The following is a 16,809-nucleotide window of genomic DNA, read 5'->3' as shown; positions in this document are numbered from 1 at the left end:
AGTAATATTAATAAAACGACCCTGAATAACAGATTCTAAATCTGATATTTAGGGTCGTTCTAATTTTTATCTTTCTTCATTTTTAATTTAAAGGAGATCTGTTTCTCTTGGTGAATGATTCGGAATCTTTTTCACTTTCAGCACATCTAAAAAGAAGGTGAAAATCGGGATGCCGACAATCAATCCCCAAACGCCAAAGAATCGTTCACTAACAAGCAAGACCACGAATGTATAAAAAATCGGCAAGTCTGTTTTGCTAGACATTAATTTTGGGTTCAGTACATAAGATTCGATCAGATGCACAACCAAAATCGTCATCAGGATATAAACAACATCTCTGATTCCTCCTTGGGAATAAGCAATGAAAGATAGAGGAATACAAGAAATAATAACGCCTGCTACAGGGATCAGACTTAGGATGAATATCATAATTGCTAAGCTCAGCAGTTGGTGAAAGCCAAATGCGGCCAAAGCAATAGTAGTCAGTAATGTGTTTAAAAGAGCAATAATAAATTGAGCTTCTAATACTAAGCCAAATGTATTGACAAACTTATCGGCGAAATAATATAGATCTTGAAAGAACCAAGAAAATTCACTTTTTAGAAATAACCGTGAGAATAAAATCGTTTTTTGCTTTTCAATCATAAAAAAGAAACTTAAGATGAACGACATAGCGAACGCCACGGCCAGTTTTCCTATATCTTGTAAATAGCCAAGCGCAATTGACGCACCATTTTGAAGCTGTTCAAAGAAATCGTTCCGCTCGATATAATTGTGGATGTATTGTAAAACTGGATCCGCATCTTTTGGTTGATGCTCGTAAAAATCAATAACAGATTGAATCATATCGAATGTTTGATGAATAAGCATCGGGATATACTTTGTGAATGCCAGATAGATAAGATAAACGATCAATGTATAAATCATGATGGCTAAAATACCTGTAGGGATTCGGACAAATCGCTGAATGATCTGAACAAGGTGGATCATCAAGTAAGTAAAGATAAATGTGAGTAAAATGGTTGTAATCATACTTCTCACTAAGAAAAGTACAAAAATGACAGATAATAAAACAGTGAGGCGACGTATTTTTTCATTCGCCAAAAAACGCTGATAAACGGACAATTTGACAACCTCCAAATAACAAAAATAAACACGTTATTCATTATATGATGGAATACGAAAATAAGAAAGGGAAAGAGCAAAAAGAAAAACCGCTAAATGACGTTATCTTACGAGTTGGTTTTCCTCATAAAATCGTTCATCTAGCAGTTTCAGCCCTTTTTCTGGTCTTGATGAAAATTATCTAGCATTTTTCGGGTCAGATGTTGCAGTGTATCCAATTCTTCCTGTTCAAGTGGAAGATAAGACTTGATCTTTTGTGGAATACCTTCTGCTTGTTTTTGCAACGCAACTCCTTGAGAAGTGAGCGTAACATTTACGATTCTTTCATCATCCGTTTCACGCTGACGCTTGATATAATTTTTTTCTGCTAACTTCTTCAGTAAGGGGGTTAGCGTACCAGAATCCAGACACAAATCATTTCCTAGCTCTTTCACTGTAGTCTTTTTCTTTTCCCATAAAACTAGCATCACAAGATACTGGGTATAGGTAAGATCCAGCGGTTTGAGAAGGGGAGTGTAGTGCCTGATGATCTCCTTAGAGGCGGCATATAAAGGAAAACATACTTGATTAGCTAAATATAGATCTTCCATTTTTCCACCTCCGCTGTTTCACTATAGTGTATCATAGCGGATTTACACAAAAAAGTCTATTCACTAACAGCTTTCAGAGTAACTTCGATATTTCCAGCTGTCGCTTTTGAATAGGGGCACACTTTATGTGCAGCTTCTAATAATTCTTGGGTTTCTTCTAGAGAAAGGCCTTCGATAGATCCTTCAATCTCTACGCCTAAGACAAAGCTCATTTCACTTTCGGAATAAAGAGAAACTTGTGCGCTGACAGTAGAAGCGCCAGAAATATTTTTTTGTTGTTTAATCAACTCCAATGCACTGTTGAAACAGGCACTGAAACCAGCTGCAAACAATTGTTCAGGATTTGTTGCGTTTTCAACACGTTTACCAGGAGCTGCAATATTTAATTCGAATGTGTGATCAGGATTATGGACTTCTCCAGAACGTCCGCCTGTGTTGATCATTTTTGTAGAATACATTTTTTTCATAAGATTACCACCTTTTATTATATTTGATACAATTAGATTGTACACAACTTAATTATGAAAAGCAAAGAAATTGATTATTCAAGAAAAAAGAGAAAGCACATGGAACAAACTTGCTTCCTCTAATAAGAACATTTACAAAAAAATATCAGTGACAAGAACTAATCTCATCATAAACTTTACATATATTTTTCAAAAAGTTGTTTTCTTTCTTCAAAACTTACTTCACGATGAACCTGATGAAGCATCCATAAATAACCAAAAGGATCCCTGAACATCGAATTGGTCACACCAAAGTCCATCATTTCTGTCATTTCTTGGATCTCTACACAGCCATTTCGTAATGCTTTATTATGTGTGCCCTTAATGTCAGAGACGATGATATTGAACCAGATCGTATTTGGATGTTCAGCAGTAGGGGCAGTCAGACCAAGGGGCGGATTTTCATCCAGCATATGGAACCGCGTGCCATACAAGGAAAAAATGACTTCATTATTGCCTCTAGGATACTCTGTTGCCTCAATCAGTTCTATTTCATCAAAGATCGTTTGATAAAGTTTTAGAGCTTTCAAACTGTCATTTAATACAAAATCGATTTCTGTTCCTTTATGCATAAAATTCTCCTCTCTTTTTCAATCGAACATTTACTTACTTCTTCTATTATTATACCAGTTAAAGAAAACGCATTCAAAATAATGGTATTGATTACTTACCAACTCATTCGATTGGATGATAAGTAAATCCGCGTCCCATTACTTCTGCTACGCTGTTGACAATGACAAAGGCGCTTGGATCAATTTCTTTTATCAGAGGTTTCATTCGAGAGAATTCATGATCGGTCACAACGATCAATAACACTTCTTTTGACTTTCGGTTATAGCCGCCTTTTGCCTCCAGCAAGGTAAGCCCGCGTCCGATTTCAGCACTTAAGCGAAGGCGAATGTCTTCCAAAGAATGTTCGCTCATGACCATGACGGATTTCTTCCGATTGATCCCTGTTTCGATATAGGTCATGACGATTGAAGTGATTGCAATAGATAAGATAGCGTAAAGAAATTCTTCTATTCCAAAAACAAACAGATTGAGAGAAACGACGAAAGCATCTGTAAGAAATAGGCCGATCGAAGTGTTCAAGTGGAAATATTTTTTAAAAACGAGGGGAGGGATCGTCGTGCCGCCACTGGAAGAGTTATTTTTATATAAGATGGCCACTCCTAAAGCAAAAATCGCACTTCCAAAAATGACAGATAACAACCGATCTGAAGTAATCATCATCTCTGGTACTACCGCGATGATCAAAGGAAAAACTAAGCTTCCAAAAAGCACTTTGAAAAAAGGTTTTTTACCTAAAAACAGAAGAGCTAGCACTAACATAACAATATTCAATACTAAAATGACTATAGCACGGTCAAAACCGAAAGCAGCTTCCAATAATATTCCTAGTCCGCTGACACCACCAGCAGCGATATGATGAGGCCCTAAAAACATATTGATAGCGACTCCTAATATAAAGAGGGCAAAAATAATCTTGGCATATGTCCATATAAATTGTCTTGTTTCTTTCATTTATCCACTTCCTTTAGTTGATTAACAGCATTCTTATCTTATTATAACTTATTTTTCACTATAAGTTAACTTCGATTAAGAAAAAATTAGGCTTGGCTAATTTAGGATGCTCAACTTATCTGAAATCACTTGATCAAACAAAAACTCTTAAAAAAACTTTTTCAATTAGGAGGATCGAATATAGAGAGCAGAGAAACAGAGAAACTAAGATAACTATAGAACTCGAAATAGGTAGAAAATAGATTCAAAAACTTTTAAAAGTTTTTGAATCTATTTGTTGAATTCGCTTAAAAAGTAATAGAAAAGTGTCAAAAAAACTGTTACCGATAACATTTTTGAAAGCGTTGTCTTTTCTATCTCTATCACTTATAGTGAGGACGTAATATTAAATCGCAAGGAGGAAATCAATGGACACAGCTGCAATTTATCATCGACCGGAAAGTGAATATGCATTTCTATATACGAATACAAAATTCCGTATCCGGCTTCGTACTCGGAAGAATGACATCAAAAAAGTATATGTGTTAAGCGGAGATCCGTATACCATAACAACTGAAAAATGGTATCAAAAAGAACGATCAATGAAAAAATGTCTAAGTACAAATGTGCATGATTATTGGGAAGTTGAATTGACAAGTGAAACAAGACGATTACAATATGCGTTCCATGTTATTGGAGAAGACAGCACGGATTGTTTCTATGGGGATCAAGGTGTTTTTCCTTATCGAGAAAATGTGATTGCTGAACCAAATTTTTATTTTCGAATGCCTTATTTCCATCAAATTGATCGCTTCGTTGTACCAGAATGGGTGAAAGAAACAGTATGGTATCAAATTTTTCCTGAAAGATTTGCAAATGGGGATAAAGAAAATGATCCCGATCATACTTTGGCTTGGGGAAGCAAAGATCCAGATCGTGAAGATTTCTTTGGCGGGGATTTACAAGGTGTGATGGATCATCTGGATTATTTGACAGACCTTGGTATCAATGGAATATACTTTTGTCCCATATTTAAAGCTACATCCAATCACAAGTACGATACGATCGACTATTATGAAGTCGATCCCGCGTTTGGAAATAAAAAACTTTTAAAAAACTTAATTGATGAAGCGCATAAAAGAGGGATACGTATCATGTTTGATGCTGTATTCAATCATATGGGGATCCATTCGCCCCAATGGCAAGATGTACTCGAAAACGGAGAAAATTCAATCTATAAAGACTGGTTCCATATCCGCTTTTTCCCAGTAGATTCCTATCAGATGACTGATGTGCCAGAAACTGCTGAAAATATTCCATACGATACTTTTGCTTTTACTCCATTCATGCCCAAACTAAATACAGCAAATCCAGAGGTTCAAAAATATTTACTAGATATTGCCACCTATTGGATAAAAGAATTCGATATTGATGGATGGCGACTAGATGTTGCAAACGAAGTGGATCATCATTTTTGGAAAAAACTTAGAGAAGAAGTTACAGCCATCAAACCTGATATCTATATCCTGGGAGAGATCTGGCATTCCTCACAAGCTTGGCTACAAGGGGATGAATTCCACGCAGTAATGAATTACGCATTTACAGATTCAATTAAAGATTATTTTGCAAAAAAGAAAATTACAGCTTCGCAAATGGTCAGTGGAATGAATCATCAGCAAATGCTTTACAGAGATCAGGTGAACGAAGGGACATTTAACTTATTAGATTCTCATGATACTGCAAGGATCTTAACTCTTTGTAATGGGAACAAGGAATTGATGAAATCTGTGATGACTTTTATGTTTCTTCAAAAAGGATCTCCTTGTATCTATTATGGGACAGAAGTAGGGATGACTGGTGGAGAAGACCCAGATTGTCGAAAATGTATGATCTGGGAAAAAGAAAAACAAGATCTAGAACTGTTCGGTTTTATAAAAGAGCTCGTTTCTCTTAGGAAACAGTTGTCTAAGATTCTTTCTGAAGGAGCTACCCAATGGCTAATAGTAAATGATCGTGAAGATAAGCTCTATTTTGTACGTGAACTAGAGGGGCAGATTATCCATATTTACTTCAATCAGTCAGAAGAACCTTGGATAGTAGAACAGGAAAATGAGGTTATTCTTAGTCAAAATTGTCAGTTATTAGAAGATGGGAAAGCAGAGATACAGCAATACGGATTTTTGATTATGTGTTGAAAAACTGTTACCGGTAACAATAAGAAAGCGTTTGCAAATGAAGATTTGTGCCCATTATAATAATGGTGTAACAGCACGTTGAATACACAGGAGGAAATGAAGATGAAAAAACGAAACGCGAAAAAATTAGGTTTAGGGTTAGTCTCTTTAGGAATCTTAGGCGGATTAGCGGCTTGTGGCAATGGTAATTCTTCAGCAGAAGGGGACACGGAAGAAGGAAAAACGTTAACAGTCTCCGTTGATTCTGGATATAAAGATTATATAAACGAAATAAAAGATACATTCGAAAAAGAAAACGATGTGAAGATCAAGCTGGTAGAAAAGGACATGTTCGATCAGTTAGAATCATTAGCGTTAGATGGTCCTGCTGGAAAGGGACCTGACGTTATGATGGCAGCATATGACCGGATCGGTGCGTTAGGACAGCAAGGACATCTGGCGGAAGTAAAACTGGGAAATGAATCAGCTTACGATGAAACAGACAAGGCCCAAGTGACTTATGATGGAAAAATCTATGGAGAGCCTGCAGTAATCGAGACCCTTGTTTTGTACTATAACAAAGATTTAGTCGATACAGCACCAGCGACGTTTAAAGATTTGGAAAATCTATCCAAAGACAGTCGTTTTGCTTTTGAGTCAGAAGCAGGAAAAAATACAGGATTTTTAGCTAAATGGACTGACTTTTATTATTCCTATGGTTTGATTGCAGGTTACGGTGGCTATGTATTCGGTGATGATGGTACAGATCCTTCTGATATCGGTTTGAATAATGCAGGTGCTGTAGAAGGAATTTCTTATGCAACAGATTGGTTCCAAAATGTTTGGCCTAAGGGAATGCAAGACATAAAAAGTGCAGGAGACTTCGCCAGCCAGCAATTCATGTCCAATAAAACTGCAGCAATTATTGACGGCCCATGGCAAGCGCAAACATACAAAGAAAACAATATCAATTATGGTGTTGCAAAAATCCCTACTCTAAACAATGGACAGCCTTATCAACCATTTGGCGGAGGAAAAGGATGGGTAGTCAGCAATTATGCTAAAAATAAAGATCTCTCTCAAAAATGGCTCGATTATGTAACGAATCAGGAGAATCAAGAGAAATTCTTTGAAATGGTAAATGAAATCCCTGCAAATCAACAAGCTCGGGAAACAGCCAAGGCTAAAAACGATGAATTAACAACAGCTGTGATCGAACAATATGAAACAGCTCAAGCAATGCCAAACATCCCAGAAATGGGTGAAGTTTGGACAGGTGCAGAAAACTTGATGTTCGATGCAGCATCAGGTTCAAAAACACCAAAAGAATCCGCAGATGAAGCAGTGAAAACAATCAGTGAAGCCATAGAACAAAAATACTGATTAAAATGATAACCGTCCATTTTTATAAAAAATGGAACAGGTGCTTCAGATAGAGGTGGCAAGAGCGAGATGGAAAATTATCTTGCTCTTGTTGCCATTATCTTAAAAGTAGTTTGCGGTTCAGCAAGTTTAGAGGGGGCATTCAGATGCAGCAAGATAAAACAAGCCAGATCAACGAAAAAAAAATCACGCTTTGTTCACTTATTCCGGGGATGGGGCAGTTTGTAAATGGCCAAACTTTTAAAGGTATCATTTTTTTCGCCATATTCGTCCTATTCATTGGTCAGATGTTCTTGGGCGGATTTCATGCATTGATAGGATTGGTTACTTTGGGAAGTATACCAATGGAAGATCATTCATTATTTATTTTGATTGAAGGCACTTTGCAATTCATCATTACGATCATTTTCTTGATTTTTTACGCTTTGAATCTTTTAGACGCCTATCGAGTAGCAAGGATGCGTAAAGAGGACAAAAAAATCAATCGGACGATGAAGGAAGTCATACATAATATAGGTGATGAAGGTTTTCCTTATCTATTGACACTTCCCGCGTATCTTCTCATGATTTTTACCATCATTTTCCCAGTCTTAGTCACATTATTTACTGCATTTACCAATTATGACTTTAATCATATTCCACCAGCCAGTTTGATTGATTGGGTAGGGGCTAAAAACTTTTTTAGCATCTTCTTCTTGAGTTCATATCGCAATACTTTTTTTGCAGTCTTTTCATGGACCGTAATCTGGACGTTATGTGCAACAACTTTGCAAATCACCCTTGGTATTCTCACAGCGGTTGTTGCTCACCAGAAATTTATTAAATTCAAACGTATTTTCGGTATCATTTTCTTATTACCATGGGCGGTCCCAGCTTTTATTACTATCATGAGTTTTTCGAATATATTCAACGATAGCGTAGGTGCCATCAATACTCAAGTGATTCCTTTCATAAACCAGCTTCCTTTTGTAGACATCAGTGCAATCTCTTGGAAAACGGACCCGAACTGGACGAAAGCGGCAATCATCTTAGTTCAAGGATGGTTAGGATTTCCCTATATCTATGTAATGGTTACAGGGATTTTACAGTCGATTTCTGAAGATTTGTATGAAGCAGCAAAAATCGATGGAGCAAATGCATGGCAACGTTTTTCAAATATCACACTTCCAGCTGTATTTCTGGTTGCAGCACCAACGTTTATTACCCAATATACTGGGAATTTCAATAATTTTTCTATGATCTACCTATTTAACAATGGAGGCCCCGGAAGCGTGGGTGGAGGAGCTGGTTCTACTGATATCCTGATTTCATGGATTTATAAACTTACGACTGGAACTTCTCCGCAGTATTCTATGGCTTCAGCCATCACGTTGATTATCTCCATCATCGTTATCTGCGTATCTTTGCTAGTGTTCAAAAAGACAAATGCGTTCAATATGGGGGATTAAACAATGAAAAAATTTCATTCGAGTGCACGATTCCAAAAACGGCTTTCTCACTTTTTTACTTACTTTTTTCTTTTGCTGTTATCAGTCATTATTATCTATCCGCTTTTGATCACAGCAAGTACTGCCTTCAAGTCAGGGAACATTGCGGCTTTCAGTTTGGATTTTTCAAGCGACTGGACTTTAGGGAATTTCACGCGGCTGTTCAGTGAAACACTTTACGGGACTTGGTATAAAAACACGTTAATCATCTCTGTCCTAACGATGATCGTACAAGTAACTGTAGTAACTTTAGCCGGCTATACGTATAGCCGTTATCGTTTTATCGGACGCAAATCAAGTTTGATGTTCTTTTTAGTGATTCAGATGGTACCGACTATGGCAGCATTGACTGCCTTTTATGTCATGGCTTTCTTATTAGAGGCGCTAGATAAGTATTGGTTCTTGACGATGATCTATATAGGCGGTGGGATTCCAATGAATACTTGGTTGATGAAAGGATACTTTGACACAGTACCAATAGATTTAGATGAATCTGCTAAACTTGATGGGGCAGGACATTTCAGGATTTTTTTCCAGATTGTATTACCTCTTGTCAAGCCAATGCTCGCCGTTCAAGCATTATGGGCATTCATGGGACCTTTTGGCGACTTCATGTTAGCGAAGTTCTTGCTTCGAACACCTGAAAATCAGACTGTTGCTGTCGGCCTGCAAACATTTATTTCTGATGTGACAAATCAAAGGGTCTCCTTGTTTGCTGCTGGAGCAATCTTGATTGCCCTACCGATTTGTCTATTATTCTTCTTTTTACAAAAGAACTTTGTTACCGGCCTGACATCTGGCGGAACAAAAGGATAGGAGCAAAGGATCATGCAAACATTTCCGTTAAATTATTTTTCCACTTTACGTACGCCAACTCAAGTGTTTGCGGGACGCAAACTATTATCCTGGCCAAAATTTTTCTTGATATTTGTATTTTTAGTTTCCTTGATGGTCATGCCTGTGACTCTTTTTTATGCCAATCAGATCCAAGCGATTCCATTAGAACAATTTCTATCTGTTCATTCGTTGATCGATGAACAAGGAACCAAAAAATTTTCTGAACTTGAATTATCTGAAACTGGGTTACAATCATCGCAACAAACGATAGCTGTGACCCCTGAAATTTTGGTAGGTGTGTCTTTATCTGAGAAACAACAAGCCGATCATGGAACTTTTATTGATTTTGAGAAGGAACAATGGGTGATCCAACAAAAGGATAAATCTGGTATACGCCGCTATACGATGAATTATAGTCCATCTTTCCAACCAGATTCTGTACGTACGCCCGAAGATTTCCAACGATTTTTAGAAAGAGAATTTTATGCCAGTAATCGTCCAACAATCATTTTATCTTATAGTTTAAGTCTTGGTCTTGTCCTATTTGTCATGACGAGTCTCATTTTATTCGGGGCTTCCTTTTTCTTGTGGATGACAAGAAAAAGCCAACTTTCATCCATTCATACATTCAAAGAGAGTGCAAATTTGATGCTGAATGTGATGGGGATAGGATCCATGGTAGCAGCAGTTGTAGGGTTTATCCACTTTGACTTTATCTTGATGCTAAGTGTCCAAACAATGATAACTGTCTTGCTGCTTCTATGGGTTTTTGCTAAGACAAAATTCAAAGATAAGCGTGTCGAATGACAAGTTTAAGCGATTTGTGCGACAATGAATGTGAAAAAAATGAAAAATAAAGTAGTTTTTGAAAAATTTCTGAAAAAATTAAACTTCTTAGTTGATTCTTTTCTTTTTTAGTATTAACGTAATAGGGTAGTTTTTTTAAGGAGGAAAATCATGTTAGAGAAAACTTTATACAATCAATTATTTTCACGTTCTTTCTCGCTCCCTGTCGAAGTAAATTATTGGGACGGTACAACGAAACAATACGGAGATACGGACACTCCTCCCCAAATCAAAATCAATATCCATGAAGAAATCCCAATGAAAGAGATTACCAGCAACGCTTCTTTGGCACTAGGAGAAGCCTATATGGATCATCGAATCGAGATCGAGGGAAGTATCCAAGCATTGATCAACGATGCTTATCAGCAAGCAAACAGTTTTTTACGAGGAAAAGATTATCTAAAATGGCTGCCAAAGAAAGAAAAACATACAAAACAAAAAAACAAAGAAGATATCCATGCGCATTATGACTTAGGTAACGACTTTTATAAACTTTGGCTAGACCCAACTTTGACTTATTCTTGTGCCTATTTCAACACACCTGAAGATACGTTGGAACAAGCACAAATCAATAAAGTCCATCATATTTTAGACAAACTCTTTATCAAAGAAGGCGAAACGTTGCTTGATATCGGTTGTGGCTGGGGAACATTGATGTTCACTGCTGCCAAAGAATATAACGTCAAAGCAACTGGGATCACTCTAAGTGAAGAACAATACGATTTGATCACCAAAAAAATCAAAGAAGAACATTTAGAAGATAAATGCCGTGTATTATTAATGGATTACCGTGAACTAAAAGGCGAAACGTTTGATCATATCACAAGCGTAGGTATGTTCGAACATGTAGGCTCTGAAAATCTTGAAGGTTATTTCAAAGTCGTAAAAGATTTATTGAAACCAAAAGGAACAGCTTTGATCCATGGAATCAGCCGACAACAAGGCGGTGCGACAAATGCTTGGATCAATAAATATATTTTTCCTGGCGGTTATGTTCCTGGTGTTACTGAGTTAGTTGATAATATTACAAAAAACGATTTGCAATTGATCGATTTAGAAAGTTTGCGTCGTGACTATCAATTGACATTAGAGCATTGGACAAAAAATTTCCATCAAGTCCAAGATCAAGTCACGAAAGAAATGGGTGATTCCTTCTATCGAATGTGGGATTTATATTTACAAGCTTGTGCAGCTTCATTTGAGTCAAGCAATATCGATGTAATTCAATATCTGCTTGTTCAACCTGGAAATAATGATATCCCAATGCATCGTGCATAATTGATATAAATGGGCAGTTTAAAAGCTATTTAATTATTTAATAAATGGAAGCTAAGTGTTATGATGCTCCCGAAGTGAGATGTTAGTCTAACTTCTAGGGTTGTCTCTAAAACTTAGTTTCTTTTTTATTTTCATAATAATAACGTTGTTCTTTAATTTTTAAACATGACAGAAATTTTTTTCTTCGTTATACTTGTATAGAATACTATTTTATAATAAAGGAGATAGAATCAATGAAGAAAACTGTTATTTATACTAGTTTATTTGCGGCTTTGTTTTTAGCTGCTTGTCAATCAAACACCAATCAAGGAACATCTGGGAATACATCTTCCAGCAGTGAACAACGCTCTTCTCAGGTATCGGAATCCTCAACAAACGCAAGTACATCTTCATCTAGTCAAACAAAGAATTCGAGCGAGGCAATGGGCCAGTCAGCTATCAAAGTGTCTGCAGCTCGTGCGATTGAATTGTTTAAAGATAAGTATCCAGATACTGCTATTACTAGTTTGGAACTAGATAGTGATTGGGGATCATACTTCTACAAGATAGAAGGTGTCGATGATCAAAAAGAATATGAAGCAAGAATCGATGCTCAGAATGAAAAAATGGAAACAGAGAATCCAGAAACACTAGATCAAGAGGATCAAAATGGTCAAAAGAAAAAAGAAGATGGTCTAGCTGTTGATAAATTGATCACGATTGAGGAAGCCGCAAAGATTGCTGTCGATAAAGTAGGAAGCGGTACAGCAACCGATTGGGATCTGGATAAAGATCTAGGTACTACTTATTGGGAAGTCAAAGTAAAAGATGGCAATCAAAGTATGTCAGTCAAGATCAATAGTGAAACAGGGGAAGTACTATCAACCGAACAGGATGATTAAGAAATTCGTTGAAAAACAAGAGTTGATTTTTCTTTTAGTCATGATACACTAGATAAAATAACTTGTTTGAAGGAGCGATTTACTTGAGTTTAGAAACGACCTTTGCCAATCATACCTTTGCCAACCCTTTTATGAATGCATCTGGTGTACACTGCATGACTACCCAGGAATTAGACGAGCTGGCTCATTCAGAAGCAGGAGCATTTATCACTAAGAGCTGTACAATCAATGAACGAAAAGGAAATCCCGAACCACGCTATTTTGATGTTCCTTTAGGCAGTATCAATTCGATGGGGCTTCCCAACTTAGGCTTTTCTTATTATCTAGAGTATGCTCTTGCGTATGAAAAAGCACAGAAAAACCCAAATCAACCATTATTTTTTTCGATCGCCGGGATGAGTGTCCAAGAAAACTTGGAAATGCTTGGGGAAATAGAAAAAAGTGGATTCAAGGGGATTACTGAACTAAATTTATCTTGTCCAAATGTGCCTGGTAAACCACAACTAGCTTACGATTTTGAGGCCACTTATGAAACACTGAAAGAAGTATTCAGCATCTTTTCTAAGCCGCTAGGAATCAAATTGCCTCCTTATTTTGATTTTGCTCATTTTGATCAGATGGCAGATATCTTGAATCAGTTCCCGTTGACATATGTCAATGCTATCAACAGTGTGGGCAATGGGTTGTATATCGATACAGACAAAGAAGCAGTGGTCATCAAACCAAAAGAAGGGTTCGGCGGCATTGGCGGAGAGTATATCAAGCCGACTGCTTTAGCAAATGTCCGCGCTTTTTATACGCGTTTGAAACCAGAAATCCAAATCATCGGTACAGGTGGGATTCGGACAGGACAAGATGCATTTGAACATCTGCTATGCGGTGCAAGCATGTTGCAGATTGGTACCGAGCTTCACAAAGAAGGCCCGGAAATCTTTTCTAGAATCACAAATGAATTAACTCAGATTATGTCAGAAAAAGGATATGCGTCTATTGACGAATTTAAGGGTAAATTACGCACTATTTCTTAGTAAAAAGACGAAGATCGATCATGATCTTCGTCTTTTTTTATAAAAAACACTTGTCTGTTCATTTCTGTGCAAGCGTACTCATTGTATGTTAGACGAACTTGTGGGAAAATAACAGGGGCAAAAAAGGAGGATAATATGAAAGATGCAATAGAATTAGCGAAAGGACTTAAAGAAAAAGAATTTAGTTTTCAAGAATTAGCTGCTGATGTACAGAAAAAAATAAAGAAACAAAATCATGAATTGAATGCGTTTGTTGCACTTGAACCATTCGAGAATAGTTCCACTGAACGATTGATTCCCCAGTCAGAAAAAGGACCATTGGCAGGTATTCCATTCCCTTTAAAAATGCTCGGTCAAGAAAAAAAGGGATGGCTAGCTACTTCAGGATCTCGTTTATTTGAAACACATCGAGCTTCTCATACATCCAATTATGTACAGCAAGCAGAAGCGATAGGGCTAGTTCCTTTTGGACAAACCAATGCGCCAGAGTTTGGTTTCAAAAATATTACAGACCCCGTCATCTATGGCCCAGCAAGAAACCCCTGGAACCTTGAATGTACACCGGGCGGATCAAGCGGAGGCGCTGCTGCTGCAGTTTCAGCGGGAATCGTTCCTTTAGCTGGCGCTAGTGATGGTGGTGGTTCTATTAGAATACCCGCTTCGTTTTGCGGATTGATTGGGCTGAAACCTTCGCGAGGGACGATGCCAGTTGGTCCATATGCTTGGCGAGGATGGCAAGGAGCTGCTATTGATTTCGGTTTAACGGTTTCTATGAGAGACACGGAGGCTTTATTTTATGGGATGAGAAGCATCCATTCCGGTGCGCCATATCAAGTATCGCCAGTTGAATGGCAAACACATCCAAGAAAAAAACGTTTGAAGATAGCTTTTTGTATCGATTCACCGATCCACTCACAGATTAGTGAAGAGGCAGTACTTGCTGTAAAAAAAGCTGTAGATTTCCTTGAAAAAGAAGGACATGATTTGACGGAGATTCCTTATCCACTAGATGGTCGTAAACTGATTACGTCTTATTATCAGATGAATGGCGCAGAGACAGCAGCAATGATCCACTCGATTGAAGCAGGCATCCAACGAACTGTCAGAAAAGAAGAACTTGAGCCGATCTCTTGGACTTTGTTCCAATATGGTCAGAAACTTTCTGCCGCTACTTACATCGATTCTCTGCATGTATGGGATGAAGCAGCAATTGCCATGGAAAACTTGCATCAAGAATATGATTTATTCCTTTCACCAACGACTGCATTTACCGCCCCTAAAATCAGCGAAGATTTGCAAAGTGATACGATAAGAGCACAGATGGAACACATCCATGATTGTTCTGAAGTACAAGCTTTAGAAGTTGTTTCTTCTATGTTTGAGGACAGCTTGAAGATCACACCTTATACACAATTGGCTAATCTGACTGGACAACCAGCAATCAGCTTGCCTACTCATTTGACAAAAGAAAACATGCCTCTCGGAATTCAATTTATGTCCGCCAGAGGAAGAGAAGATTTGCTGCTTCAAATCGGCTATCTATTTGAAGCAAGTCACCAGTTCCATTTACCAAATCCATGGAAATAGCAGAAACAAGGAGAAGAAAAAATGAAGAAAAAAAGATTGTTTGCTCTAATAACTAGCGCCTTTTTTATTTTAAGCGCTTGCGGTACAGCTGCCGCTAACCAAGAAGATCACAGCTGGAGTAATGTGGAAAAAAAGAAAGAATTGGTAGTAGCAACTTCTGGCACACTATTTCCCGCTTCTTATTATAATGATCAAAATGAATTAGTTGGTTATGACGTAGACTTGGCGAAAGAGGTAGCCAAACGTTTAAATGTCAAAGTCTCCTTTAAAGAATACAATGTGGATGGACAAATCACTTCTGTTTCAAAAGGAGAATCAGATTTTGCTGCGAACGATTTTGGTATCACAAAAGAAAGAGAAAAAAAATTCTCCCTTTCAGAGCCTTTCAAATATTCATTTGACAGTATGATCGTACGAAAAAAAGATGATTCAGGAATCCACTCACTTGATGATCTTAAAGGAAAAAAAGCAGCTGGCGAACCCAATACTAGCTATATGCGTTTAGCGGAAAAACACGGAGCTAAATTAGTCACTTACGATAACGCCACGAATGATCAATATTTAAGCGATGTAGCAAACGGTCGAACAGACGTTATTTTAAATGATTATTATTTACAGAAAATGGCCGTATCTGCTTTACCAGATATCCCCGTAAAAATCTTAGAGAACGTTTATTTCAATGAAAACGAAAGTGGTTTTTTATTGAAAGAAGGAAATGATGCTCTGAAAAAGAAAATCGATGGCGTATTAAAAGAGATGAAAGAAGACGGGACGACAAAGAAAATATCTGAAAAATATTTTCAAACTGATGTTTCAGTCAAACCGAAAGAAACGATGACTGAGTCGGTGAGTGATTGATGTACTTTCCTCTCATTGATTTTTCCCTCATGTGGACTTCACTTCCTTTCGTACTGCAAGGCTTGGTATACACATTAGGGATCGGCTTCGTGTCTTTTGTTTTAGGAAACTTGGTAGGGTTGCTTTTGACAGTTCTAGGTCTTTTGGATTGGCTACCTCTGAATGTATTTATTCGTTTTTATTTATCGTTCTTTAGAGGTATTCCCGCACTAGTCTTGCTGTTCTTGCTATATTTCGGGTTACCTTATCAATTAAGTGCCTTAACGGCTTCAGTCATCTGCTTTACGATTACCAGCAGTGCATTTATTGGTGAAATCTATCGAGGATCACTAGCAGGCGTTTCTTCAGGTCAGTGGGACGCTGGTTTAGCTTCTGGTTTTTCTTTCTTTGGGGTTTTGAAATATATCGTTTTGCCGCAAGCCTTTCGAATCTCGGTACCGGCACTCAGTAACGTAGCTATGGATTTAGTGAAAGGTACCTCGTTAGCGGCAACGATCACAGTGCCAGAAATATTTCAAAAAGCAAAGATCATAGGTGGTCGGACTTTCGATTATTTTTCTCTCTATATTTTAGTTGCATTGATTTATTGGGTCATTTGTATCGGGATCGAAAAAGTGCAACAGTATTTAGAAAAACGTTCCGTCCATCAGTCAATCTGAAAAATAGAAATGGTGCTAGCGCGGCAAGCATCATTTCTATTTTTGTTTCTTGTGTATTCTGTCTAGT

The 16,809-nt window shown here is 37.5% G+C and carries 16 protein-coding genes; 11 read left to right on the top strand and 5 right to left on the bottom strand.

What is annotated here, in order from left to right; all coding sequences use genetic code 11:
• Nucleotides 1-87 precede the first annotated feature (87 nt).
• The 5 genes from HMPREF2988_RS02355 to HMPREF2988_RS02335 all read right to left on the bottom strand — a co-directional run bounded on the left by HMPREF2988_RS02355 (nt 88) and on the right by HMPREF2988_RS02335 (nt 3,745).
• Entirely contained in the window at nt 88-1,125 is a 1,038-nt protein-coding gene (locus HMPREF2988_RS02355; RefSeq protein ID WP_002290717.1) for an AI-2E family transporter, read from the bottom strand.
• Nucleotides 1,126-1,274: 149 nt separating this feature from the next.
• A complete protein-coding gene (locus tag HMPREF2988_RS02350) occupies nt 1,275-1,715 on the bottom strand; it encodes a MarR family winged helix-turn-helix transcriptional regulator (RefSeq protein ID WP_002290718.1) in 441 nt (146 codons plus the stop codon).
• Nucleotides 1,716-1,771: 56 nt separating this feature from the next.
• Complete coding sequence (locus HMPREF2988_RS02345; RefSeq protein ID WP_002290719.1) at nt 1,772-2,182, bottom strand: organic hydroperoxide resistance protein; 411 nt, start codon at nt 2,180-2,182, stop codon at nt 1,772-1,774.
• A 176-nt stretch (nt 2,183-2,358) separates the two neighbouring features.
• Nucleotides 2,359-2,793: a VOC family protein gene (locus HMPREF2988_RS02340; RefSeq protein WP_070769922.1), complete on the bottom strand. Its 435-nt coding sequence runs from the start codon at nt 2,791-2,793 to the stop codon at nt 2,359-2,361.
• A gap of 103 nt (nt 2,794-2,896) precedes the next feature.
• A complete protein-coding gene (locus tag HMPREF2988_RS02335; protein WP_070769921.1) occupies nt 2,897-3,745 on the bottom strand; it encodes a YitT family protein in 849 nt (282 codons plus the stop codon).
• A gap of 407 nt (nt 3,746-4,152) precedes the next feature.
• On the opposite strand from HMPREF2988_RS02335, the gene HMPREF2988_RS02330 reads away from it, so the two are divergent.
• From HMPREF2988_RS02330 to HMPREF2988_RS02280, 11 genes are all read left to right on the top strand, one after another.
• Entirely contained in the window at nt 4,153-5,919 is a 1,767-nt protein-coding gene (locus HMPREF2988_RS02330) for a glycoside hydrolase family 13 protein (protein ID WP_070769920.1), read from the top strand.
• A gap of 102 nt (nt 5,920-6,021) precedes the next feature.
• The gene (locus HMPREF2988_RS02325; RefSeq protein WP_002290727.1) at nt 6,022-7,281 is read left to right on the top strand and encodes an extracellular solute-binding protein; all 1,260 of its coding nucleotides are present in this window, start codon (nt 6,022-6,024) and stop codon (nt 7,279-7,281) included.
• A 146-nt stretch (nt 7,282-7,427) separates the two neighbouring features.
• Nucleotides 7,428-8,729, top strand: coding sequence for a carbohydrate ABC transporter permease (locus HMPREF2988_RS02320; RefSeq protein ID WP_070769919.1), 1,302 nt, complete (start codon nt 7,428-7,430; stop codon nt 8,727-8,729).
• A 3-nt stretch (nt 8,730-8,732) separates the two neighbouring features.
• On the top strand, nt 8,733-9,584 hold the full coding sequence (locus tag HMPREF2988_RS02315) for a sugar ABC transporter permease (RefSeq protein WP_002290731.1): 852 nt from the start codon (nt 8,733-8,735) through the stop codon (nt 9,582-9,584).
• 12 nt (nt 9,585-9,596) lie between these two features.
• On the top strand, nt 9,597-10,412 hold the full coding sequence (locus HMPREF2988_RS02310) for a maltodextrose utilization protein MalA (RefSeq protein ID WP_002290733.1): 816 nt from the start codon (nt 9,597-9,599) through the stop codon (nt 10,410-10,412).
• Between the two features lie 150 nt (nt 10,413-10,562).
• Nucleotides 10,563-11,729, top strand: coding sequence for an SAM-dependent methyltransferase (locus HMPREF2988_RS02305; protein WP_002290735.1), 1,167 nt, complete (start codon nt 10,563-10,565; stop codon nt 11,727-11,729).
• A 233-nt stretch (nt 11,730-11,962) separates the two neighbouring features.
• Nucleotides 11,963-12,610 carry a PepSY domain-containing protein gene (locus HMPREF2988_RS02300; protein WP_070769918.1) on the top strand — a complete coding sequence of 216 codons (648 nt, stop codon included), beginning with the start codon at nt 11,963-11,965 and terminating at the stop codon, nt 12,608-12,610.
• 83 nt (nt 12,611-12,693) lie between these two features.
• Complete coding sequence (locus HMPREF2988_RS02295; RefSeq protein ID WP_002329225.1) at nt 12,694-13,638, top strand: dihydroorotate oxidase; 945 nt, start codon at nt 12,694-12,696, stop codon at nt 13,636-13,638.
• Nucleotides 13,639-13,773: 135 nt separating this feature from the next.
• A complete protein-coding gene (locus HMPREF2988_RS02290; protein ID WP_070769917.1) occupies nt 13,774-15,225 on the top strand; it encodes an amidase in 1,452 nt (483 codons plus the stop codon).
• A gap of 21 nt (nt 15,226-15,246) precedes the next feature.
• Complete coding sequence (locus HMPREF2988_RS02285; protein ID WP_070769916.1) at nt 15,247-16,083, top strand: transporter substrate-binding domain-containing protein; 837 nt, start codon at nt 15,247-15,249, stop codon at nt 16,081-16,083.
• Complete coding sequence (locus HMPREF2988_RS02280) at nt 16,083-16,742, top strand: amino acid ABC transporter permease (RefSeq protein ID WP_002290742.1); 660 nt, start codon at nt 16,083-16,085, stop codon at nt 16,740-16,742. Before HMPREF2988_RS02285 ends, HMPREF2988_RS02280 begins: the two co-directional genes overlap by 1 nt.
• The last annotated feature ends 67 nt before the right edge of the window (nt 16,743-16,809 follow it).

The organism is Enterococcus sp. HMSC061C05 (genome assembly GCF_001814765.1).
In the GTDB taxonomy this organism is placed as follows: Bacteria; Bacillota; Bacilli; order Lactobacillales; family Enterococcaceae; genus Enterococcus_B; species Enterococcus_B lactis.
The sequence above is the reverse complement of the archived record's forward strand: the minus strand, read 5'-3'. Positions and strand labels throughout refer to the sequence as shown.

Bases quoted from the DNA above. Each gene is read 5' to 3' on its own strand.
- HMPREF2988_RS02300 (WP_070769918.1), top strand. From the start codon at position 11,963: ATGAAGAAAACTGTTATTTATACTAGTTTATTTGCGGCTTTGTTTTTA.
- HMPREF2988_RS02345 (WP_002290719.1), bottom strand. From the start codon at position 2,182: ATGAAAAAAATGTATTCTACAAAAATGATCAACACAGGCGGACGTTCT.
- HMPREF2988_RS02350 (WP_002290718.1), bottom strand. From the start codon at position 1,715: ATGGAAGATCTATATTTAGCTAATCAAGTATGTTTTCCTTTATATGCC.
- HMPREF2988_RS02335 (WP_070769921.1), bottom strand. From the start codon at position 3,745: ATGAAAGAAACAAGACAATTTATATGGACATATGCCAAGATTATTTTT.
- HMPREF2988_RS02285 (WP_070769916.1), top strand. From the start codon at position 15,247: ATGAAGAAAAAAAGATTGTTTGCTCTAATAACTAGCGCCTTTTTTATT.
- HMPREF2988_RS02330 (WP_070769920.1), top strand. From the start codon at position 4,153: ATGGACACAGCTGCAATTTATCATCGACCGGAAAGTGAATATGCATTT.
- HMPREF2988_RS02310 (WP_002290733.1), top strand. From the start codon at position 9,597: ATGCAAACATTTCCGTTAAATTATTTTTCCACTTTACGTACGCCAACT.
- HMPREF2988_RS02290 (WP_070769917.1), top strand. From the start codon at position 13,774: ATGAAAGATGCAATAGAATTAGCGAAAGGACTTAAAGAAAAAGAATTT.
- HMPREF2988_RS02280 (WP_002290742.1), top strand. From the start codon at position 16,083: ATGTACTTTCCTCTCATTGATTTTTCCCTCATGTGGACTTCACTTCCT.
- HMPREF2988_RS02315 (WP_002290731.1), top strand. From the start codon at position 8,733: ATGAAAAAATTTCATTCGAGTGCACGATTCCAAAAACGGCTTTCTCAC.
- HMPREF2988_RS02340 (WP_070769922.1), bottom strand. From the start codon at position 2,793: ATGCATAAAGGAACAGAAATCGATTTTGTATTAAATGACAGTTTGAAA.
- HMPREF2988_RS02320 (WP_070769919.1), top strand. From the start codon at position 7,428: ATGCAGCAAGATAAAACAAGCCAGATCAACGAAAAAAAAATCACGCTT.
- HMPREF2988_RS02305 (WP_002290735.1), top strand. From the start codon at position 10,563: ATGTTAGAGAAAACTTTATACAATCAATTATTTTCACGTTCTTTCTCG.
- HMPREF2988_RS02325 (WP_002290727.1), top strand. From the start codon at position 6,022: ATGAAAAAACGAAACGCGAAAAAATTAGGTTTAGGGTTAGTCTCTTTA.